The organism is Shewanella sp. UCD-KL21 (genome assembly GCF_001957135.1).
Lineage (GTDB): Bacteria > Pseudomonadota > Gammaproteobacteria > Enterobacterales > Shewanellaceae > Shewanella.
The window spans coordinates 71,611-92,954 of record NZ_MPHK01000017.1; the positions used below are offsets into that span (position 1 = coordinate 71,611).

Here is a 21,344-nt window from a genome sequence, read left to right on the forward strand (position 1 = left end):
CCAACTAAAATATGGCTTTGGGGCAAACCAAATCAAACTTACCTTAACGAGGTGAATTAGCCACTAAACTTAACTTATTCACTATAGGCCGATTTCTAAACCGTATTTGTAAAGGGCATTCTTTTTAAGGCCGTAAATTTCACCCGCCAATGCCGCCGCTTTTTTAAGGGGTAATTCTTTACACAGCAGTTTTAAGGTATTAATCACCACTGTGGGTATTTCTGAGTCACTGTCACTGCGGTGACCATGGATCATTAATACGATTTCGCCTTTTTGCTGATTTAAGTCATCTTTAACTTGTTGTAGTACAGCGCCTGCTGCGCCAGATAAAAAGGTCTCAAAGGTTTTGGTCACTTCACGGGCCATGACAATTTCACGGTCTTCGCCTAATGCTGCCACAATTGACTCTAAGCTGTGCACGATGCGATGCGGTGACTCATAGAAGATTAAGGTTCTTGAGTCTTCTTTAAGTGCTGATAATTTATCTAAACGGCCTTTTTCTTTTGAAGGTAAAAAGCCTTCAAATGAAAAACGATCAGACGGCAAGCCTGATGCACTTAAGGCGGTAATTGCAGCGCAAGGGCCCGGCAACGGAATAACATTGTAACCCGCTTCACGCACCTGTTTGACCAAGTGGTAGCCAGGATCTGAAATCAGCGGTGTACCCGCATCTGAAATGAGTGCCACAGCTTCACCATTACTCAATTTTTGAATAATCCACTGTGCTCTGTCGCGTTCATTATGATCATGCAGCGCCGTTTTACGGGTCTCAATGCCAAAATGACTGAGCAATTTGCCACTATGACGCGTGTCTTCACAGGCAATAAGTTTAACGTTATTAAGCACCTCGATTGCACGGCTGCTGATGTCTCCTAAATTGCCTATAGGAGTGGGAACGATATAAAGTGCGACCGATAGGTCCATAACTACCTCTGTATTGACTATCATCAAGACTTTCGCCAAGTGAAAGAGCAGGTTAAACTAGAGACAGCATCTTACCAGAGTGAAGCCCTGTGTTAAAAAGACTGAATACAACTAAATTTGTTTTCGCCGCCATTTTATCAGCCGTGTTATTTGGTTGTGCGACTCAACCTACTGAAAATAAACAGGCTATTGATAGCTCAATGGCATCCGTTGAACAAACAGCTAATGTTTATTTATCTGCAGCTAGCAATGCTCAGCAGCCACAAATACGTGACCGCTATTTGTTACTTGCCGCACATGCTTATATCAATGATGGCAATTTTGTTGCTGCAAACAAGCTTTTGACCTCAATGAAAGCCGATTTGCAAAGTGATTCAAGCATTCAGGCTGAGTATATTTACCTTTCTGCGCGGGTGGCTGAAAACACCAGTTCAGATGCCGATGCCTTAGCGATTTTACGCTATCCTAGCCAGTGGAAATTACCTCAATGGCAAAGAGTCACCTATCATCAATATAAAGCCCGCTTATATAATCAAACTAAGCAGCCGATTGATGAGCTTAGACAATTAAGTTTACTCAGTTTATATCTTCCGCAGCAGCAAGCCTTTGAAGTGAATGACACCATTTGGCGCACGCTACAACCACTGCATGAAGAAACCATTAAAAGCTTTATGGGTGATCGCAGCAATCCCACTTTTTCAGGCTGGTTGCAGCTAGCCTACATTGCCAAACATTATGCGGTTGACCCTTCACAGTTAGTTCGTTACTTAGGTGAGTGGCAACAAGCCAACCCTAATCACCCTGGCGCTGCAAAACTGCCATCAGATTTAGAACAAGCCTTAAATGCCAAACCTTTTAAACCACAAAATATTGCGGTGTTATTGCCGTTAACAGGCCGACGAGCCAGTGTTGCAGAACCCATTAGACAAGGTTTAATTGCCAGCTATATGGCGGCATTTGAAGACAATGTTGAGCTTAATTTCTTTGACACTAACCTTGGGGTTGAGCAAGCTTATCAAGCTGCTATTGCTGCTGGTGCTGAATTTGTGATTGGGCCGCTATTGCCTTCCGCGGTTGAAGAGCTACAAGCACTTAATGAGCAAGATTTACTCACCGTGCCGCAGCTGTATTTAAATCAAACCGACAGCTTTACCCCAAAAAATGATCAGTTTTACTTTTCATTATCGCCAGCACAAGAAGCTAGTGATGCTGCGCAAAAACTCTATGAAGATGGCATAACGCTACCGTTATTGTTAGTCAGTAATGACTCCACGGGTAAACGTATGGCTGAAAGCTTTAATGAAAAGTGGCTTGAGTTAACTGAAGACAATGCCGAAGTCCACTTTTATGATCGCGGCGATCAGATGAAGCTTACTGTGCAAGAAGCCTTAGGTGTTAAAGACAGCCAGGCACGTATTGCTAGAATAAAAGAGCTGATTGGCAACAATATTGAAGCTGACTTTCGCTCGCGTCGTGATATTGATGCCATTTACATGATCTCAGCCGCAAAAGATTTAGTGCTATTAAAGCCGTTTCTTGACGTCAATTTTAGTGTATTTTCCGATCCGGTTGCTCTGTATACCACCAGCCGCAGCCGTTTAAGTGGCAGCTCGACTCAATCAGCTCAAGAGCTTAATAACCTGATGATCAGCGATATCCCTTGGTTAATGGGCACTAATACTGAAACCACCATGGTCAAAAAACTCTGGAGCAATTGGAATAACAGCCAAAAGCGTTTATACATCATGGGTTATGACGCTCTTGATTTAGTCAATCGTTTAGCGCAAATGCGCGCCTTTCCTGGCTACCAGTTTAATGGCCGAAGTGGCGCATTATCGGTGGATGAAAATGGCGTGATTGAGCGTAAACTCAGTTGGGGCAAATACCAACGAGGCCAGCTGCGCCCATTATGATGTCGTCAACGGTAGGTCAAGGCCAACAGGCTGAATTAACCGCACGCACTTACCTTGAGCAACAAGGCTTACAGTTTGTCGCCCAAAATCAGCGTTACCGCTTTGGTGAAATTGATTTAATCATGCGCGACCAACAAACTTGGGTATTTGTTGAGGTAAAATTTCGCTCATCAACCCAATTTGGCGGCGCACTCACCGCCCTGTCTGCAGCACAGATCTCTCGCATCAGAAAAGCAGCTCAGCAGTATATACAAACCCATAAAATCAATGCCCCATGCCGTTTTGATATGGTTGCCATTAACACAACCGACATTCAATGGCTTCAGGGGTGTTTTTAAACGACTATTTTTAGCTATAATGCTGCTCAATTAACGATATAAAGCATGCTAGCGACACTTTACCTTGTAAGGATTTAACCCATGTTAGAACGTATTAAAGATAGCTTTACAGAGTCAATTCAAACCAAGATTGATGCTGCTGAAGCATTACCAGAGTCGATTGAGAAAGCGGCTGAAATGATGGTGCAATGTCTTTTAAGTGGTAACAAGATCCTAGCCTGTGGTAATGGTGGCAGTGCTGGCGACGCGCAGCATTTCTCTGCCGAGTTATTAAACCGCTATGAAATTGAGCGTCCACCGTTACCAGCAATCGCGTTAAGCTGTGATACCTCAACCATTACTGCTATTGCTAACGATTACAGCTATGACGAAATTTACTCAAAGCAAATCATGGCACTGGGTCAACCTGGTGATATTTTATTAGCGATTTCAACCAGCGGTAACTCAGGTAACATCATTAAAGCCATGGAAGCAGCATTAAGCCGTGACATGACTATTGTGGCATTAACCGGTAAAGACGGCGGCGCGATGGCGGGCTTGATGAGCGCTGGCGATGTTGAAGTGCGAGTGCCTTCTAATGTCACTGCACGTATTCAAGAGGTTCACTTATTAGCGATTCACTGCTTATGTGACAATATTGACCGCACTCTGTTCCCACAGGACGAGCAAGCATGATAAAAACGGCTCTTGTCATAGCAATACTTTTCCTGCTTCAAGGCTGCGCTGGCGTTGTCATGGTTGGTGCTGTTGGCGGAGCCAAAATGGTCAATGATGAGCGTAGTATGTCTACGCAAATCAGTGACACCAATGCTGATTTTGAAATCACCAGTGCTCTGGCAAAACATGAAGACATCCATAACCAGACCAATATTACCGGTGTGGTATTAAACAGTAATGTATTGATGATTGGCCAATCTCCTAACTCAATGTTGCGTGATAAAGCCATTAAAACGGTGCAAGAGTTGGAAATTGGCGGCAAGTTACATAATCAAATTCGTATTGGCAACCCTACCTCATTTACCACTCGCAGCAACGACACTTGGGTAACAACCAAGGTGAAAACTCGGATGCTAAATGAGAAGGCTTTGGATGTGACCCGAGTTAAAGTGATCACGGAAAACGGCGAGGTATTTTTACTGGGGTTAATCGATCGCGAACAAGCAGATATTGCAGTTGATATCGCCCGTAATACCTCAGGGGTGCGTAAAGTCATTAAAGTGTTTGAGTATGTCGATAAAGATAATTAAGCGCTTTTAATAGGCCTTTAGCGCCAACTAAAAAGCCAGCTTAATGCTGGCTTTTTAGTCTTTAAAAAACAGATACTACACAATCATACCGATTTTTTCGTAGACCTTTTTGATCGTCTCTTCTGCACGAGCTTGGGCTTTTTCAGCACCGGCTTTAAATACTGCATTAAGATAATCTTCATCGGCTCTAATCTCACGGTAGCGCTCTTGAAGTGGCTCAAGCATAGCGACAACCGCTTCACCGGTAGCAACTTTTAAGTGACCGTACATTTTGCCTTCAAAGTCTTTTTCAATTGACTCGATTGACTGACCATTACACCCTGACATCAAGCTTAATAAGTTTGACACGCCGGGTTTCTCTTCAACGTCAAAACGCACCACTGGCGGCTCTTGGCTGTCAGTCATGGCTTTTTTCACTTTCTTCATAATCGCTTTAGGATCATCAAGTAAACCAATAACATTGTTACGGTTTTCATCCGACTTTGACATTTTCTTAGTCGGCTCTTGCAGTGACATGACTTTCGCGCCCGTTGGCGGAATAAACGGCTCTGGCACGACAAATGTCTCACCATAGGCATTGTTAAAGCGGGTCGCGATATCACGGGTTAGCTCTAAGTGCTGTTTTTGATCTTGACCAACAGGTACTTCGTTAGCTTGATATAGCAAGATATCAGCAGCCATTAATACTGGGTAATCAAACAAGCCAACATTGATGTTGTTTGCATGCTTTTGCGACTTATCTTTAAACTGGGTCATACGGCTTAGCTCACCCATTTGGGTGTAACAGTTTAACGCCCAGCTTAGCTGTGTATGCTGCGGAACTTGAGATTGTAAAAATACCGTGCTTTTTTCAGGGTCGATACCGCATGCAAGGTAAATAGCCAAGGTATCTAAACAGGCTTCGCGCAGTTTGGCAGGGTCTTGTCTTACGGTAATTGCATGTAAATCAACTACGCAATAAATACAGTCGTGGCTATCTTGCATGTTAACCCATTGACGAAGTGCGCCCATGTAGTTACCAATACTCAGCTCACCTGATGGTTGAGCACCACTAAACACGATAGGTTTTGCAGTCATTCGTTTATTGCTCCATTGATGTTGCATTCATTTCAGCGGACAAATTCAGTAGCGCTAAAATTTCATTAAATTGTTCACATACTGCCGTTGGGCTGCTCAGGGCGATATCTTCGCCGTAGTTGTAGCCATAGGTCAAGCCTATTGAGCTTAGTCCGGCCGATTTAGCGGCGAGTATGTCATTTTTTGAGTCACCCACCATAAGTAGTTGCGTTGTCTCAAGTTGCCATTGCTGCAATATATGGGTTAATGGCAATGGATCGGGTTTCATTTTTTCTAAAGAATCGCCACCAAGTACTAGCTCGAAAAACTCACTGATGCCAAAAGATTCAAGTAACGGTGTGGTAAATTTGTACGGCTTGTTAGTCACAATTGCCATTTTATAACCCGCAGCTTTTATCTGCTTCAACGTGCTTAACACGCTTGGGTACAAGCTACTGTGTTTTTCTAAATGAAGCCCATAGTGGTGCATAAACCTTGGCATAACTTGATCTAATTGAGCGTCAATGACCTGTGCATCAGCCACTTGTGGTTGAGCAAACATTAAAGCGCGGCGCATTAACATATTGGCACCATTGCCAACCCAGCTTCTAACTTGGGCTTCTTGTGCGTTAGCTAATGATAACTCTGTTAGTGTTGCATTCGTTGCCGCGGCTAAATCAGGAACACTATCAATCAGCGTTCCATCTAAATCAAAAGCGATGGCTTTAATATTAGAAAATACTGTCATAATTAGGCTTCAACTTTTGCTAGTTCATCGCGCATTTGATCAACAACCACTTTGTAATCAGGCTGGTTGAAAATAGCAGATCCTGCGACAAACATATCAGCGCCTGCAGCAGCGATTTCAGCAATATTATCGACTTTTACGCCGCCATCGACTTCTAAACGGATGTCGTAACCGCTAGCATCAATAATGTCACGTACTTGCTTAAGCTTAGTTAGTGTTGATGGGATAAATGACTGCCCACCAAAACCAGGGTTTACTGACATTAATAAAATCACATCCAATTTGTCCATCACATGGTCAAGGTAATGTAATGGCGTGCCAGGATTAAACACTAAGCCTGCCTTACAGCCTGATTCTTTGATCAGCTGTAGGCTGCGATCAAGATGTTCTGTGGCTTCTGGGTGGAAAGTAATGATTGATGCGCCCGCTTTAGCAAAATCAGGAATTAGACTATCAACAGGTTTAACCATTAAATGTACATCAATATCAGCGGTAATGCCGTAGTCGCGCAACGCTTTGCATACCATTGGGCCAATGGTTAAATTAGGCACATAATGATTATCCATAACATCGAAATGAACAACGTCAGCACCGGCATCTAAAACGGCTTTAACATCATCACCTAAACGGGCGAAATCGGCAGATAAAATAGATGGGGCAATCAAAAATGGACGCATAGTCTTCTCGAGGCGGTTATAAGTGACAGTATTTTACCCTCTGTAGAGAAATCGCTCTAGTCTCAATCGCTAATAAAACTTTTTCAACAGCAAGAAATGTAAATTTTAATCCAATGTCGATATTAAGTTGATCTAGATCACATATGATAGCTGTTCAATATCTAAACAAACTTGCTATAATGCGATACAAGTCACTGTGTATTATGAACCATCTTCTGCTAGGCAACGTATATGCCGGTGAAGATAGATGATTAAACCCTTTTGAATAATTTCTGAAAGTATAAGACAAGGATAGCCCTTATGATGTGCCGTCAGCTAAAAATGAGTACTAAGCAAACAGGTAAAGTTACATTAAAACCTGCGGTTAGCTTATTTTCGACTAGCGCATTAATCCTTGTTGCCTACTTTGCCATGTCAGAAACTGAGCCGGCCTTGCAAGCTCAGCAATGTGATTGCTCTGACGATGTTACCTATAACGCGAGTTTACCCAGTAGCCATCCGACTAACCGCTGTGCAGTTGATTCAGATAATGTCAGTTGGGGAAGTTGGGTAACAGGTAATAGCCGCTCAAGTCAGTTTCACTTTTTAGATTTATTGGAGTTACTGCATAGTAACGACAACAATAAACCAATAAGTGATATGCCAACTAATAATCCGAACGCACTTTAATGTCTATTTGGCAGGTATTTACCAGCACTATAGCCGCATTTTTTGGGGTGCAAACCGAAGATAATCGCCAACGTGATTTTAAGCAAAGTCGTTCACCCTTACCCTTCATCTTTATGGGCATTGCTCTGGCAGTGCTGATGGTTTTATCGCTAATATTGATAGTTAAACAGGTACTAAGCTAAGCCACTATTTATAGGTGAAGCCTTAGCTTAACTCGATATTTAATCAATAACGTCTTGATAATGATGATCATATAACGCCATCACTTCAGCGACTTTCTTACGTGAATTACCCTTTTGACTAATATTGCGCTGTACGTCTATTGAGGCCATTTTTGCGCCACGATATAGCTCTCGAGTCAGTGGAATATCATGATTACTGATCAGTACCGGGATATCGCGCTCAAGTGCAGTGTGACGAGATTTTCTCGCTAATAGCGCTTGGTCGTCAAGACTAAAACCTGGGCCTGCATAGGTGGTAAAACTTGCTGTAGTTGATAGCGGTGCATAAGGTGGATCGCAATAAATGACATCACCTGCTTTTGACATATCAAATGCTTGCTCGTAACCCACACACTCAAAAATTGCTTTTTGAGCTTTTTCAGAAAAGTAACGCAGTTCTTTTTCAGGAAAATAAGGCTTTTTGTAAGAACCAAACGGGACATTAAAGCCGCCTTTACGGTTATAACGGCATAAACCATTAAAACCATGACGATTCATATACAAGAAATAAACCGAGCGTAAAAACGGATCTTGAGTTTGGTTAAACTCTTCTCGCACTCGGTAATACTGCTCTTTCACGTTCATCTCTGGGACAAACATAGCCTTTGCCGCAGCAATGTATTTCTCAGGCTGGTTTTTAACAATATTATAGAGGTTAATGAGATCGTGATTAATATCGCATAGCAGATATGAGTCGTAGTCAGTATTGAGAAACACTGATCCCGCACCAACAAAAGGCTCAACTAGCCTTTCACCTTGAGGTAAATGTTTTGCTAGCTCATCAACGAGTTTAAATTTTCCACCCGCCCATTTAAGAAAGGCTCTATGCTTTTTAGTCATGAATACCATTTACTAGCAAAATTAAAGCAGATGATTGTACTCTTTTTATTGAGAATAATCATTGCTGATTTAAGGGCTTTAACTAATTAATTTGAACTAAGTTGATAACCTTGAAGATCGCTGAATTTTCGAACCCAAGGGGCACTTAAACCGAGTTCGGCTTGTAATTTAAGCGCTTTATCTTGTGCTTGGCTGGCGTTATTAAACTGCCCAAATAAGACAACATGACGTTTATTATAATTAGCACGAATTACAGCGGTTTCATTATCTAATTTTAGCAAGATACTGTTAAGTGATTTGGGGTCGATAACGCTGGCCAGTTGCAATGTGTAACCCGCTCGGTATTGCAGCTCGGCTAACGCTTCATTGGCAGTGGCATTATCGTCAGTATTGCTCAGCGCTGCACTGTTATCAGTAAGCTGTAGTTTATCTGTTTCAATAATGACTAATGTCTCATCAACTTCAGCAGTATCAATATCTTCATTTACCACTAACTCAGCTGCTATTAATTCACCAGCTACTAATTCACCAACCACTAATTCACCAACCACTAATTCACCAGCCACTAATTCACCAGCTACAGTATCAACGCTCTGGTAATCCAGTTGAGTGTTTGCAGCTTCAATTTCAACTGCGCCACTTTTTGTAGTGCTGGTTAATATTTGCTGCTCAGTAAGTAGCTGTAAAACAAGATTTGTTGGCTCATGAGCCGCAATTAAAGATTGCTGAGATGGAAAATGTAATTGTAACCAAGGCAATAATAAGCTTTGGCCATAATGATAGTTTGCCCATTGCGCTGCAGATCCTGGCGCTTGGTAAGCCCTAAAGTTAACTTGGTTTGCTTCAATAGATTCTGCTGCGGGTTCGTTATAAAAAAAACCGACAATCCCTAGGGTTAGGCATAGCAGTAAGCTGATCACTGCTAACGGAAAATATTTTGGCCAGCGTTTTGGCTCTTCAACCTTATCCTCAAGCGCAAGCTTAAGTAACTCAATCACTTCGGTAGGAGTACCCGTTTGTTTTTCAATTTGCGATTGAATTATTTCGCGAGGTATAAATGGCGTTTTATTACTTCTAACTAATAAAGTGCGATATAGGCCTTCGCGTTCAGCTAAGGATAATGGCTCTACCTCAACATGAAGCAATAAATCCTTCATGGTTTTAGTTAATTCATTAAACTCTGCAAATGATTCAGTGGTGACGGTAAAAGTCAGTGACACTGGTTTATCCGCACAACGGATTTGAGTCAGCACTATACATTCTGCCCATAATTCTTTAGGCAGCAAATGCGCATCATCAATAATGATATGCAGCGGTTTGCTTAAACTAGATTGTATGCGAATTAAGGTATCTGATAGCGGTAAGGTATCATCAAAAATAGGTGATGAAATCAGTTGGATCAGTATTTTACGCCGAATTTCAGCACTATCAGCGTGCATTGGGCAGATAACCAACGCAGAGTTGTAGTTATCAAGCTCGCTCGCCAATGCTGTCACTAAGGTGGTTTTACCTGATCCTTTAGCGCCGCTGACTAATACTAGCTGCTCACTATAGCTGGCAATATGTTGTAGCCGCTGAACTAAAGCTTCTTGGGAAGGTAATAAAAGCGTTTGTTGTATGTCCACAGATCCACCATTAGACAAAAAGCTTAAACTTGGCTAATGACGTCGGCTAATAAAGACTCTTCAACATCAGAGAATACATCAGCAGAGCCTATTGAGGTGGGTAAGACTAATCGAATTTGACCCGCGAGAACTTTTTTATCTCGCTGCATATGCTTAATAAAGTCAGCAAAGTTCATTGACTCTGGTGAGCTTATCGGTAAATCAAACGCCAACATCAAACGAGTAATTCTATCGACATCTTTTTGTTCAATTAGACCTAACTTTTGCGATGTCACCGCCGCCATAATGGTTCCGGTAGCAACAGCTTCACCATGTAACCACACACCGTAGCCCATTTCAGCTTCGATAGCATGGCCAAAAGTATGGCCTAAATTTAGTAATGCTCGTACACCACGTTCTGTTTCATCTTGGGTAACAACATCAGCTTTTATCTGGCAGCATTTAGCAATCGCGTAGCTTAATGCTTCGGTATTCAATGCTTTTAATGGGTCAACATTTTGCTCTAACCAGCTAAAAAATTCGCCATCCCAGATCACGCCATATTTAATGACTTCAGCCATCCCTGCAGCAAACTCTTTTGCAGGTAATGTCGATAAGCAATCGGTGTCAATTAATACCAGTTGTGGCTGATAAAAAGCCCCAATCATATTTTTACCAAGCGGATGGTTTACTGCGGTTTTACCACCAACAGAAGAGTCCACTTGAGATAATAAGGTGGTTGGAATTTGAATAAACTCAACGCCCCGCTGATAGCAAGATGCAGCAAAGCCGGCCATGTCACCAACGACACCGCCACCTAGTGCTACGATTACACAATCACGGGCATAATTATTTTCTAACAGTGCAGAAAAAATTAAATTTAAGTGAGTTAAATCTTTATATTGTTCACCATCCGGCAAAACAACCACACCTATATCACTACAAGATGCCATAGCCTGCTGCGCTTGTTGCAAGTACAGCGGAGCAATGGTGTCGTTAGTGACAATAAGTGCTTTTTTACCGGAAAGGTAATCGGTGAGATAAGCGCTTTGTTGCAATAAATTCTGGCCAATATAAATGGGATAACTTCTTACACCTAATTCAACCTGAACTTGTTGCATAAACCTACCTAAAAACCGAGTTGCTCAATAATTTGATTTGCGACAATCTTTGCGCTTTGTTCATCAGTCTTAACAATTACGTCTGCAATCTCTTCATACAAAGGATTACGAACGTCAGCAAGATCTTCAAGTACTTCACGTGGATCATCTACCTGAAGTAAAGGTCGACGTTTATCACGTTGAGTACGAGCCACTTGCTTATCAATTGTTGTCTCAAGGTATACAACGATACCGCGAGCCGACAGATGATTACGAATGTCTTTGCTTTGTACAGATCCGCCGCCAGTAGCTAGGACAATGCCCTGCTTTTCCGAAAGGTCGGCGATGACTTGAGCTTCACGTCGACGAAAACCTTCTTCGCCTTCAACGTCAAACACCCATGCAATATCTGCACCTGTGCGTTGCTCAATCTCGTGATCTGAGTCGTGGAAATCTAAATGCAGCAGTTGGGCTAAGTGACGACCAATTGTGCTTTTACCTGCGCCCATAGGGCCTACCAGAAAAATATTGCGTTTTTCAGCCATTGTATATACGTCTGAATCTTATATGAAAAGTATGCCTTATCGACTTAAACTCAAGCCGACCTATTATTTAACCTTGCTCTAATGAGACTTGACGAAGGATTATCTCAGTTATGCACCAGTTGTTGCAAGTGATGTGAGCGATTTATAGTGAGTTTATTAAAAATAAATAATTTAACCCTAGATTCAATGAGCTTAAAAAATGACGGTATGTTTAATGACCTTAATATAATCAAGCAATTAATTATTTTAAGGCAAAAAAATGCCAGCAATTAAGCTGGCATGATTATTTTTTCGCCGTTACAGTTTTTCAGTCACGATTTTCGGTGTCACGAATATCAATAACTCTTGACGTTCATTGGTATCTGAGGTGTTTCTGAATAAGAAGCCAACCAGAGGAATGTCACCTAATACTGGCACCTTGCTAACTCGACTGATTAAGTTCTGCTGGTAAATACCACCTAATACAATGGTTTCACCATTATCAACAAGCACCTGAGTACCAATGCGCTGAGTATCAATTGAAACCGCTTCACCTGTACCCGTTGAAACAACCTCACCACGGGTATCTTGAGTAATTTCTAAATCAAGAATGACACGGTCATCTGGGGTGATTTGAGGGGTGACTCGTAATGACAACACTGCTTTTTTAAATGACACAGTTGTCGCACCACTTGAGGCAGACTCCACATAAGGGATCTCTACACCTTGCTCGATATAGGCCGCTTTTTGGTTTGAAGTGGTAATACGAGGGCTAGCAATAATTTCGCCTTTGTTTTCTTGCTCTAACGCGCTTAGCTCTAAATCAAGTACGGTTCCATCAGCCATTTTTGCCACACTAAATGCAATACTGGCTGCATTAGAGGCCGAAGAGGGTAAGTTCACATTCAAGCGATCGCTTAGTGCAGGAATAACCCCAGCAACAATATCATTAGCGCCTTCAAGTGAACCTGACGTGCCTTTATTACCTTGTTGATCTGTGATACCCCAACGGATACCTAAATCTTCAGAGACGTTATCCTTAACTGTCACCATTCTGGCTTCAATTAATACTTGTTTAATCGGGATATCCAGTACTTCAACTAAACGATGAATGGTTTCTAAAGTATCTGCGGTATCTTTGACTAATAAAGTATTGGTACGTTCATCAACGGCAACGCTACCGCGATTTGACAATAAGCTTGAATCAGCACTTTTCATCAGCTCTGCAATATCAACAGCTTTAGCATAATTCACCTGAATATATTCAGAATAAAGCGGCGCTAGCTCTTTGACTTCTTGCTTATTAGCCAAATCTTGTCTTTCTCGAATAGCTAATTCTTCACTTGGGGCAACCATTAAGATATTGCCTTCAATACGCTTATCCAATCCTTTAGTTTGCAGAATTAAATCTAACGCTTGATCCCAAGGCACATCATCTAAACGTAGAGTGATATTGCCTTCTACGGTATCACTGGTGACCAAATTGAAATCATTATAATCAGCAATAATTTGCAGTACTGTTCTTACAGAAATATTCTGGAAGTTAAGCGACAAAGAACGGCCATTATATTTTTTATCATCTTTAGCAACGATGGCACGTTCTACTTTATTAATACTCACTTTGAACACATTACCGTCTTGCTTGTATGTGTAATCATAGTTGCCATCAACATCGACCATCAGACGGGCAGTTAAATCTTCTTTGAAGGTTTCAAAGCTGGTTACGGGTGTATTAAAGTCTTGTACATCCATCACATATAAAAGCTCGCTTTTAATGTCTGTGTTATACAATTTCACTTCTAATTTAGAGCCAACCTGAGCTACGTTGGCAGCAACAGAGCGATTAGCTAAATGAATTAATAAATCGCCACCACCATTTTTATTGCGGCGAAAATCAATAGTATCAATGCCATTTACAAATGGGTTATCAGCGCTATCAGGCCCAGATACAGTATCGTTAACCGTTAAACGGTAAGTATTACCTACCACTTTGCCTTGATAAGGTTTTACCTCAGCTAAATCAACAACGATGTTCAGTGCGCCATTTTGTTGAGAGGTTTTTAAACTCTCAACCCCAACTCTATCGATAGTAATATCGTCTTTATCGAGGCTTGAAATACTATCGTCAAAACTTAATAAAATTTGAGCAGGTGACGCCTTCAAGTCAACTTCAGGCTGAACAATGTCAGACTCGAACACCAATTCTAGTTCTAATTGATGGTCAACAATAGAATGATACTTTACATCCAATAATTTATTCGCAGCTAACGCGCTTGGTAATGCACCAAGCAACAACACAGCACCGAGTACGGTTCTGAACAGTGATATTTTTTTTGTCGATATGTGCATCGAGGCAGAAGATTTCATTATTCCCTCATCCTTCGCATTATTTGCCAGAAAGTTCTAAGTTGCTTGCTCTTTCAGCCCAGCAACCTGAACCATCAGGAATTAATTCTATAATTTCAATGTATTGCGGCGTGACTTCAGCTATTTTGCCATGGTAAAGTCCAAGATACTCACCGACACCCAAGCGATAAACATTGGTATCTGATGATTCAACTAAGGCCCAAACTGTGCCATCTTCACTTAACGTTCCGCGCATTTTTAAATTATCTATAGCATACGTTTCTAAGCGCCCTTTACGACGTTTCAAATCTGGCTGTAAACAATCTCTACTTGTGTCAATCACTTCCTCTGTGAGCTCTCGAGAAGGTGGAACAAAAGGACTTCGCATAAGCTCTGCTTGATAGGCAAAATGCTCAAACTTAGGTGTTTCTTTTAACGGAGGAATGCGAGCAACATGTTGAGATTTAGTCGTTGTTACAAACAACTCCAAATCACTTCTGTCACCAATACAACCTGTTAGCATTAGCATGATGAGTAATAAGGGTAAGAGTTTCATTTATTTCTTCCCCTTCTTATTCGCAGGTACTTTCGCACCTTCTTTAAATCGATAGGTTTTAGCTAAAATATCCATCGATAGACTACCTGAATCATCACGCTTAATGACAAAGTCATGCAAGCTGACAATGCGCGGCAATTTTGCGACACCGCTTACCATGCTGCCTAATTTATGATAATCACCTACAACTGACATTTTAATCGGGAATTCTAAGTAGAAATCACGTTCAATTTCAGTATCCCAATCTAAGCTATTAATCCGCAGTCCTGCATCTGTTGCTACGAATGTGGTGTCATCCAATAAACCTGGCATTTCATTTTCTGATGGCAACATTTTTAAAAGTTCTGCGAACTGAGCTTCCATTACCACAAGTTGCTCACGATACAGTTTTAAGTTTGCCGCCAAACGATATTTAGTTTGAAAATCTTCTTTTAGGGTTATTTCTTTTCTTTCTTCAGCATTAAGGACATCAATGGCATCGGAAATAAATAAATAATAACTGGCGCCAAGTACACAGATAGATAAAAAAGCAGCAAATACAATTTTAACTAATGCTGGCCAAGCACCAATATTTTCAAAATCAATATCATTAAACTGCTCTAAGTCAAGATTCATTGCTGACCTCCTTGGCTTGAGCCAGTATCGATTTGGTCATCAAAAATAGTCACTCTTAATCTAAACTTTTGCAATTGTCGTAAGTTTTCATTATGACTAACAATTGACTGCATGCTTGGGTCATTGAGGTATTGAGATGTTTTAACTTTTCTCATCATATTCGCGACGTTATTATTAGATTCACTGCGACCCTCAATCCACAACAAGCTACCTTTCTTTTCAATACTTGAAAGATAAATTCCTGGCGGCACAATTCTAACCAGCTCATCTAATACATGTGTTGGCAAATTACGTGATTGCTGGAGGTCTAGAATAATTTTAGTGCGACGTTCAATATCATCTTTACGCGCTTTAATTTTTCTTATTTCGGCAATTTGCGAGTCCAATAATGATATTTCAGACTGTAAATATGAATTTCTAGCACGTTGATCATCAGTAACGACTTCAATAAAACTCAATGCCAGAAATACAATTAAACAGGTCATTAAAAACACTAACGCTAATATACCGATAAAGTCTCGTTTGTGTTTTTCTCTGGCCTCTTCACGCCAAGGTAGTAAGTTTATGTTCGCCATTGAGCGTAACTCCTAAGCGCTAAACCACATGCAACCATATATTTACTGATACTAGGTTCTATTTGGTTTTTAATATCGTCATCAGCATGTAAACAACCTTGAAAAGGGTTAGCAACAATTGAATGCACCCCTAAGTCATTAGCCAATAACGTTGTCATACCTTCAAGTTTTGCAGTGCCACCACTTAAGACAATATAATCAACTTTATCTTTGCCATTGGCAGTGCAGTAAATTTGTAAGGTACGTTTTATTTGTTGTAATAATTGGGTTTGAAATGGAGATAACACCTCAAACATATAATTACGTGGTAGCTCGCCTGTGACTTTAGCATTTTCAGCTTCATCGTAAGGCATACCATAGAAAGAGAGAATTGATTGGGTAAATAACTCACCACCAAATGCTTGCTCACGAATAAATGTCGTTTCGCCATTTTCTACAACCGCAAACGTCGTCATATTGGCGCCAACATCCACTAGCACAACAGATTTTTCATTGGCCCCTTCTGGAAGTTGAGCCAGAATAAGTTCTGCTGAACGCCCTAAAGCATAAGCTTCAACGTCAACCACTTTGGTATCAAGCTCAATTGCATCAAGTGAATCCATTCTTGAATCAATGTTGTCAGTACGACAAGCACTTAATAACACATCTACCTTTGTTGGGTCGGTAGTGTTGGGATTAAGAGTTTCAAAGTCGATACTCACTTCATCAAGTGAATAAGGGATAAGATTGTCTGCTTCAATTTCAATTTGCGCTTCCATTTCTTCTTCATTTAATGAAGCGTCCATGTATATCACTTTTGTCATCACAGCAGAACCAGAAACAGACACGGCGGCAGAGTTAATACCTTTCGGTAGTCCACGTTTTATGTGTCTTAATGATTCAATAACAGCTTCAGAATCACGTATTTCATGATCAACTACAGCTCCTTTTCGCAAAGGAGCTGATATATAATTTTGAATTTTATATCCATCAGCAGTCTTACCCAGCAATATGGCTTTTATTTCATGGGATCCAATATCGATCCCCACCATTTGCGGAGCTTGACGCTTCCAAAATTTAGAAAGCATATTCCATCATCGCATTTATTATTTTATATTTTAAAATAGATTAGCACAAAATCAACTCGTTATAAGTATTTGTATAAAATGTTTCGACATTTTACAACCAGTTTTTTTTTGTTTTCATGTTTTTACTTCACCAAAAACCCTCCCGCTTATATACTAGAAGCCATATTGTCGAACTTTGGATTATTTTGGTGAAGTGGTTTAAACGAATACTTATTGCTATTTTTAGCTTAACTTTATTTGGTGTCGGCACCATTGTCGCTGCTTATTTCTACGTTTTACCAGAATTACCGGATGTAAACTCTCTTAAAACGGTCAAATTACAGACACCTTTAAGGATTTATAGCCAAGATGGTTTATTAATTTCTCAATTTGGTGAAAAACGGCGAGTACCGGTTGAATATGAAGATGTGCCTCAACAATTAATTAATGCGGTATTAGATACTGAGGATGCACGTTTCTTTGAACATCAGGGTATCGATCCTATTGGTATTATTCGCGCAGCCGTTATTTTGGTCACTACTGGCAAAAAAAGCCAAGGTGCCAGTACCATTACTCAGCAAGTGGCTCGAGGCTTTTTCTTATCCCGTGAAAAAACCTATATCCGTAAAACGAAAGAAATTTTTCTGGCGCTAAAAATTGAAAAAGCCTTATCTAAAGAAGAAATTCTCACATTATATTTAAACCGCTCATTTTTAGGTAACCGTGCCTATGGTGTCGGCGCTGCTGCCCAAGTGTATTACGGCAAAGATTTAGACCAACTTTCTCTGCCAGAAATGGCCATGATTGCAGGCTTACCTCAAGCGCCTTCTGCTGCAAACCCAATTCGCAATCCAAATCGTGCCATGACTCGCCGTAACTGGGTTCTAGGCCGCATGTTGGAAAAACGTAATATCACCGAGGCCCAATACCAAGAAGCCATAAATGCCCCTATAACCGCGAAATACCATGGCGCAGAAATAGATCTATATGCACCTTACGTTTCTGAAATGGCACGTGATTATATGGTGAATAAGTATGGTGAAGAAGACGCCTATACTAATGGTTATAACGTTTACACCACCATTTCATCGGATCTGCAATTAAAAGCCCAAAGCGCCCTGCGCGATAATGTGTTCGCTTATGATCAGCGTCATGGCTACCGTGGTGCAATTAGCACCTTGTGGACTGATACACCTCTGGCCACCAGCGACATTATAGAAAACCTTAAAAAGACCTCTGCAGTACAAGGTATTATTCCAGCGGCTGTCATGTCAGTTAGTGAGCAACAAGCAACTTTACTGAATACTAAAGGCGAAGAAGTTGTCATCCAGTGGAACGGCCTGAAATGGGCTCGCAAATTTATTAGCGATCGCCGTCAAGGTAAGCCGCCTAAAACGGCAGCTGATATTTTAACTGTCGGTGAAAAGGTATGGATTAGAGATAATGGCGAGTTTTGGCAATTGTCTCAAATCCCACAGGTTTCTAGCGCAACGGTATCTTTAGAACCAACTGATGGCGCGATTAAAACTTTAGTGGGCGGCTTTAGCTTTACTCAAAGCCAATATAACCGCGTCACTCAAGCTAAGCGTCAATTAGGCTCTAATATCAAACCGTTTATTTATGCTGCCGCGCTTGAAAAAGACTACACTCTGGCAACATTAATCAATAATGCGCCGATTAATAAGCCCGATACTCGTCAAGGTACCGCATGGCGACCAAAAAATTCACCTGATATTTATGGCGGCCCAACACGTTTACGCATTGGTTTAGCTCAGTCTATCAACGTAATGTCAGTTCGTACCATGCGTCATATTGGCTTAGATAACACCATAGATACCCTAGTTGACTTTGGTTTTGATCCTGCTGATTTACCACGAAATGAATCTGTCGCTTTAGGGTCTCCTTCAGTAACACCACTGCAAGTCGCCACCGCCTTTAATGTCTTTACTAATGGCGGCTATTTAGTTGAACCTTATTATATTAGTAAGGTTACTGACTCATATGACAATGTTATTGAAAAGGCGTCGCCTACACTGGCCTGCACCCCGGAAGTCAATGAGGTTGATGATGCGACTAATGAGACAACCAACAGTATTGATGACCCTTTTGCAGCAATGGCTAATGAGTTTGTTAGCTCACAACAAGCGCCAATTGAAACTGAAAACAGCTTAGACAATACACTGGCTAGTGCTGATATTAGCTCTACTATGAGTGATTCTGGTATTGCTGCTTGTGGAGATGAAAACGCGCGTTACGCTCCTAGGATCATTTCTGAGCAAACCGCCTTCTTGATCACTGAAGCCCTCAAAAGTGTAATCTGGGGTGGCGGCAATTGGAGTAAAGGCACTGGCTGGAATGGTACCGCTTGGCGAGCATCACGCTTGATAAAGCGTCGTGACATTGCTGGTAAAACCGGTACTACCAATGAATCCCGCGATACTTGGTTTAGTGGCTTTAACCCAACGCTGACCTCGACATTCTGGGTTGGTTTTGACGATCACAGCCGTAAACTTGGCAGAACCAGCTGGGTTGCCGATGGTCCTGAAAATCAAATATCAGGGGCTGAAGCTGGGGCAAAAACAGCAGGGCCTGGTTGGAATGACTTTATGAACCAAGCACTCACTGGCACAGAAGAAGTGGCGAGCATTCCACCTAAAGGAATTATTTCGGCGCGTATTGACTTAGCTAGTGGCAAATTAACCCGTAAAACAGATTACACTACTTCATTTGAATATTTTATCGAAGGCACTGAGCCGACTGAATATGCCACAGAAGAAGTTATTGAAGATGATCTGTTTATTGAAAATCCAGCAGATGATTTATTTCAATAAATAAATCCACCAGCGGTTAGTTTTAAAATAAATCTGCTGTTAATGAATTAAAAAAGTCCGCAGTGATTAATCGCTGCGGACTTTTTATTTAAGCCTAAAAGAAACAAATATAAACTAATAAGGCTGACACATTATTTAGCTATTAGCTTGTTTCTGGGCTAATGCATATTTTACTTGCGCTAACGAGGTACCGCCTAAAGCTTCACGTTTTGCTAAGCATGACTCAATCGTTAAGCACTCATAAACATCATCACTGATGATTGGGCTAAATTGCTGTAGCTCTGAAATAACAAAATCTTCTAGCGGAGTTTGCTTGGCAATGGCAGCCACGACCACTTCACCAACAACATGGTGCGCTTCTCTAAATGGCATACCTTTAGCAACTAGGTAATCAGCCAGCTCGGTAGAGTTTGCATAACCTTGCTGGGCTGCAGCTAAGGTTCTTTCACGGTTAACTTGCAGGCCACTTAATACTAATGCTGCCATTTCAAGACAAATAGACCAGCTATCCATTACATCAAATAAGCCTTCTTTGTCTTCTTGCATATCTTTGTTATAAGCAAGTGGCAATGCTTTCATGGTAGTAAGAATACCCATCAAACTGCCATAGACACGGCCTGTTTTGCCTCTGATTAACTCTAAAGCGTCAGGGTTTTTCTTCTGTGGCATTAATGATGAACCAGATGTCACTTCGTCATCAAGCTCAATGAAACCTGCTTCGCCACTGTTAAAGAAAATTAAATCTTCAGCCATACGGCTTAAATGCATCATGCTGATTGAAGCATCGCTACATAACTCAACAACATGGTCACGATCTGACACTGAATCTAAGCTATTTAAGGTTGGCGCTGCAAAACCTAATGATTGTGCAATCTGATGTCTGTCCATTGGATAAGCCGTTCCCGCAAGGGCGCCAGTGCCTAATGGACAAGTATCAGCACGCTTTAGTGCATCTTCTAAACGGCTAATATCACGCTCAAACATTTCTACGTAAGCTAAACACCAATGACCAAATAATACTGGCTGGGCTCTTTGTAGATGGGTATAGCCGGGCATCACAGCGTCAATTTCACGCTCAGCCAGTTTAACCAGTTCAGCTGAGAGCTTTTTCAGTAATGTAAGTGAGTGCTGACCTTCTTTTTTACACCATAGTTTTAAATCTGTGGCCACTTGGTCATTACGCGAACGCCCCGTATGCAGCTTTTTACCCAGGTCGCCCACTTTGGCAATTAAAGACTGTTCCACAAAACTGTGAATATCTTCAGCACCTGAGGCAATAATCAATTCTGGTTTGTCGGCTACTTCTGTAAGTAATTCATTTAATGCGCCATGCAATTGCTCACATTCTGCTTGAGTTAAAATACCCACTGAAGTGATTGCTGATGCCCATGCAATTGAGCCAATAATATCTTCTTCAATTAAACGATAATCTACTGGTAATGAGTCATTAAATAATTTAAATAATGCACTGCTTTCTTGACTGAATCTTCCGCCCCATAACGCCATGTCGATAC

21 protein-coding genes are annotated in these 21,344 nt (G+C 41.2%); 7 read left to right on the plus strand and 14 right to left on the minus strand.

The window, feature by feature from the left end; translation table 11 throughout:
- Positions 1-81: 81 nt before the first annotated feature.
- On the minus strand, positions 82-924 hold the full coding sequence (gene rsmI, locus BM739_RS14860; RefSeq protein WP_076541965.1) for a 16S rRNA (cytidine(1402)-2'-O)-methyltransferase: 843 nt from the start codon (positions 922-924) through the stop codon (positions 82-84).
- 89 nt (positions 925-1,013) lie between these two features.
- Here rsmI and BM739_RS14865 point away from each other — a divergent pair, with 89 nt between their 5' ends.
- The 4 genes from BM739_RS14865 to BM739_RS14880 all read left to right on the plus strand — a co-directional run bounded on the left by BM739_RS14865 (position 1,014) and on the right by BM739_RS14880 (position 4,422).
- Entirely contained in the window at positions 1,014-2,837 is a 1,824-nt protein-coding gene (locus BM739_RS14865) for a penicillin-binding protein activator (RefSeq protein ID WP_076541967.1), read from the plus strand.
- Positions 2,837-3,175 (plus strand): YraN family protein, encoded by a 339-nt coding sequence (locus BM739_RS14870; RefSeq protein WP_076542027.1) that lies wholly within the window; start codon positions 2,837-2,839, stop codon positions 3,173-3,175. Before BM739_RS14865 ends, BM739_RS14870 begins: the two co-directional genes overlap by 1 nt.
- 81 nt (positions 3,176-3,256) lie before the next feature.
- Positions 3,257-3,850: a phosphoheptose isomerase gene (locus tag BM739_RS14875; RefSeq protein WP_076541969.1), complete on the plus strand. Its 594-nt coding sequence runs from the start codon at positions 3,257-3,259 to the stop codon at positions 3,848-3,850.
- Positions 3,847-4,422, plus strand: coding sequence for a BON domain-containing protein (locus BM739_RS14880; RefSeq protein WP_076541971.1), 576 nt, complete (start codon positions 3,847-3,849; stop codon positions 4,420-4,422). The genes BM739_RS14875 and BM739_RS14880 overlap by 4 nt, the downstream gene beginning before the upstream one ends.
- 75 nt (positions 4,423-4,497) lie before the next feature.
- On the opposite strand, the gene trpS is transcribed toward BM739_RS14880, so the two are convergent.
- From trpS to rpe, 3 genes are read right to left on the minus strand one after another with little or no spacing between them, the layout of a single operon-like run.
- Positions 4,498-5,499 carry a tryptophan--tRNA ligase gene (gene trpS, locus BM739_RS14885; RefSeq protein ID WP_076541973.1) on the minus strand — a complete coding sequence of 334 codons (1,002 nt, stop codon included), beginning with the start codon at positions 5,497-5,499 and terminating at the stop codon, positions 4,498-4,500.
- Between the two features lie 4 nt (positions 5,500-5,503).
- A complete protein-coding gene (locus BM739_RS14890; protein ID WP_076541975.1) occupies positions 5,504-6,226 on the minus strand; it encodes a phosphoglycolate phosphatase in 723 nt (240 codons plus the stop codon).
- A gap of 2 nt (positions 6,227-6,228) precedes the next feature.
- Positions 6,229-6,903: a ribulose-phosphate 3-epimerase gene (gene rpe / locus BM739_RS14895; RefSeq protein ID WP_076541977.1), complete on the minus strand. Its 675-nt coding sequence runs from the start codon at positions 6,901-6,903 to the stop codon at positions 6,229-6,231.
- 300 nt (positions 6,904-7,203) lie between these two features.
- Here rpe and BM739_RS14900 point away from each other — a divergent pair, with 300 nt between their 5' ends.
- Both BM739_RS14900 and BM739_RS14905 read left to right on the plus strand, forming a co-directional pair.
- Positions 7,204-7,572 carry a hypothetical protein gene (locus BM739_RS14900; protein WP_139326897.1) on the plus strand — a complete coding sequence of 123 codons (369 nt, stop codon included), beginning with the start codon at positions 7,204-7,206 and terminating at the stop codon, positions 7,570-7,572.
- A complete protein-coding gene (locus tag BM739_RS14905; RefSeq protein ID WP_076541979.1) occupies positions 7,572-7,754 on the plus strand; it encodes a DUF2970 domain-containing protein in 183 nt (60 codons plus the stop codon). Before BM739_RS14900 ends, BM739_RS14905 begins: the two co-directional genes overlap by 1 nt.
- A 39-nt stretch (positions 7,755-7,793) precedes the next feature.
- Here the strand turns inward: BM739_RS14905 and BM739_RS14910 are convergent, their stop codons facing one another.
- The 9 genes from BM739_RS14910 to BM739_RS14950 all read right to left on the minus strand — a co-directional run bounded on the left by BM739_RS14910 (position 7,794) and on the right by BM739_RS14950 (position 17,020).
- Complete coding sequence (locus BM739_RS14910; protein ID WP_076542031.1) at positions 7,794-8,633, minus strand: Dam family site-specific DNA-(adenine-N6)-methyltransferase; 840 nt, start codon at positions 8,631-8,633, stop codon at positions 7,794-7,796.
- A gap of 86 nt (positions 8,634-8,719) precedes the next feature.
- Positions 8,720-10,258, minus strand: a complete 1,539-nt coding sequence (locus tag BM739_RS20375; RefSeq protein ID WP_076541981.1) for an ATP-binding protein — start codon at positions 10,256-10,258, stop codon at positions 8,720-8,722.
- Between the two features lie 23 nt (positions 10,259-10,281).
- Positions 10,282-11,358: a 3-dehydroquinate synthase gene (gene aroB / locus BM739_RS14920; protein ID WP_076541982.1), complete on the minus strand. Its 1,077-nt coding sequence runs from the start codon at positions 11,356-11,358 to the stop codon at positions 10,282-10,284.
- An 8-nt stretch (positions 11,359-11,366) separates the two neighbouring features.
- Positions 11,367-11,882 carry a shikimate kinase AroK gene (gene aroK / locus BM739_RS14925; protein WP_076541984.1) on the minus strand — a complete coding sequence of 172 codons (516 nt, stop codon included), beginning with the start codon at positions 11,880-11,882 and terminating at the stop codon, positions 11,367-11,369.
- 297 nt (positions 11,883-12,179) lie between these two features.
- Positions 12,180-14,228 carry a type IV pilus secretin PilQ gene (locus tag BM739_RS14930; protein ID WP_076541986.1) on the minus strand — a complete coding sequence of 683 codons (2,049 nt, stop codon included), beginning with the start codon at positions 14,226-14,228 and terminating at the stop codon, positions 12,180-12,182.
- Between the two features lie 19 nt (positions 14,229-14,247).
- The gene (locus tag BM739_RS14935; RefSeq protein ID WP_076541988.1) at positions 14,248-14,763 is read right to left on the minus strand and encodes a pilus assembly protein PilP; all 516 of its coding nucleotides are present in this window, start codon (positions 14,761-14,763) and stop codon (positions 14,248-14,250) included.
- The gene (locus tag BM739_RS14940; protein ID WP_076541990.1) at positions 14,764-15,378 is read right to left on the minus strand and encodes a type 4a pilus biogenesis protein PilO; all 615 of its coding nucleotides are present in this window, start codon (positions 15,376-15,378) and stop codon (positions 14,764-14,766) included.
- Positions 15,375-15,953, minus strand: coding sequence for a PilN domain-containing protein (locus BM739_RS14945; protein ID WP_076541992.1), 579 nt, complete (start codon positions 15,951-15,953; stop codon positions 15,375-15,377). The genes BM739_RS14940 and BM739_RS14945 overlap by 4 nt, the downstream gene beginning before the upstream one ends.
- Positions 15,941-17,020: a pilus assembly protein PilM gene (locus BM739_RS14950; protein ID WP_076541994.1), complete on the minus strand. Its 1,080-nt coding sequence runs from the start codon at positions 17,018-17,020 to the stop codon at positions 15,941-15,943. The genes BM739_RS14945 and BM739_RS14950 overlap by 13 nt, the downstream gene beginning before the upstream one ends.
- Before the next feature lie 188 nt (positions 17,021-17,208).
- Here BM739_RS14950 and BM739_RS14955 point away from each other — a divergent pair, with 188 nt between their 5' ends.
- On the plus strand, positions 17,209-19,830 hold the full coding sequence (locus tag BM739_RS14955; RefSeq protein WP_076541996.1) for a penicillin-binding protein 1A: 2,622 nt from the start codon (positions 17,209-17,211) through the stop codon (positions 19,828-19,830).
- A 135-nt stretch (positions 19,831-19,965) separates the two neighbouring features.
- Here the strand turns inward: BM739_RS14955 and argH are convergent, their stop codons facing one another.
- Positions 19,966-21,336, minus strand: a complete 1,371-nt coding sequence (gene argH / locus BM739_RS14960) for an argininosuccinate lyase (protein ID WP_076541998.1) — start codon at positions 21,334-21,336, stop codon at positions 19,966-19,968.
- Positions 21,337-21,344: the final 8 nt, after the last annotated feature.

Coding starts and splice junctions, on each gene's coding strand:
- BM739_RS14880 (WP_076541971.1), top strand. CDS start 3,847: ATGATAAAAACGGCTCTTGTCATAGCAATACTTTTCCTGCTTCAAGGC.
- aroK (WP_076541984.1), bottom strand. CDS start 11,882: ATGGCTGAAAAACGCAATATTTTTCTGGTAGGCCCTATGGGCGCAGGT.
- BM739_RS14940 (WP_076541990.1), bottom strand. CDS start 15,378: ATGAATCTTGACTTAGAGCAGTTTAATGATATTGATTTTGAAAATATT.
- rpe (WP_076541977.1), bottom strand. CDS start 6,903: ATGCGTCCATTTTTGATTGCCCCATCTATTTTATCTGCCGATTTCGCC.
- BM739_RS14945 (WP_076541992.1), bottom strand. CDS start 15,953: ATGGCGAACATAAACTTACTACCTTGGCGTGAAGAGGCCAGAGAAAAA.
- BM739_RS14930 (WP_076541986.1), bottom strand. CDS start 14,228: ATGAAATCTTCTGCCTCGATGCACATATCGACAAAAAAAATATCACTG.
- rsmI (WP_076541965.1), bottom strand. CDS start 924: ATGGACCTATCGGTCGCACTTTATATCGTTCCCACTCCTATAGGCAAT.
- BM739_RS14875 (WP_076541969.1), top strand. CDS start 3,257: ATGTTAGAACGTATTAAAGATAGCTTTACAGAGTCAATTCAAACCAAG.
- BM739_RS14935 (WP_076541988.1), bottom strand. CDS start 14,763: ATGAAACTCTTACCCTTATTACTCATCATGCTAATGCTAACAGGTTGT.
- BM739_RS14890 (WP_076541975.1), bottom strand. CDS start 6,226: ATGACAGTATTTTCTAATATTAAAGCCATCGCTTTTGATTTAGATGGA.
- aroB (WP_076541982.1), bottom strand. CDS start 11,358: ATGCAACAAGTTCAGGTTGAATTAGGTGTAAGAAGTTATCCCATTTAT.
- argH (WP_076541998.1), bottom strand. CDS start 21,336: ATGGCGTTATGGGGCGGAAGATTCAGTCAAGAAAGCAGTGCATTATTT.
- trpS (WP_076541973.1), bottom strand. CDS start 5,499: ATGACTGCAAAACCTATCGTGTTTAGTGGTGCTCAACCATCAGGTGAG.
- BM739_RS14870 (WP_076542027.1), top strand. CDS start 2,837: ATGTCGTCAACGGTAGGTCAAGGCCAACAGGCTGAATTAACCGCACGC.
- BM739_RS14900 (WP_139326897.1), top strand. CDS start 7,204: ATGATGTGCCGTCAGCTAAAAATGAGTACTAAGCAAACAGGTAAAGTT.
- BM739_RS14910 (WP_076542031.1), bottom strand. CDS start 8,633: ATGACTAAAAAGCATAGAGCCTTTCTTAAATGGGCGGGTGGAAAATTT.
- BM739_RS14950 (WP_076541994.1), bottom strand. CDS start 17,020: ATGCTTTCTAAATTTTGGAAGCGTCAAGCTCCGCAAATGGTGGGGATC.
- BM739_RS14905 (WP_076541979.1), top strand. CDS start 7,572: ATGTCTATTTGGCAGGTATTTACCAGCACTATAGCCGCATTTTTTGGG.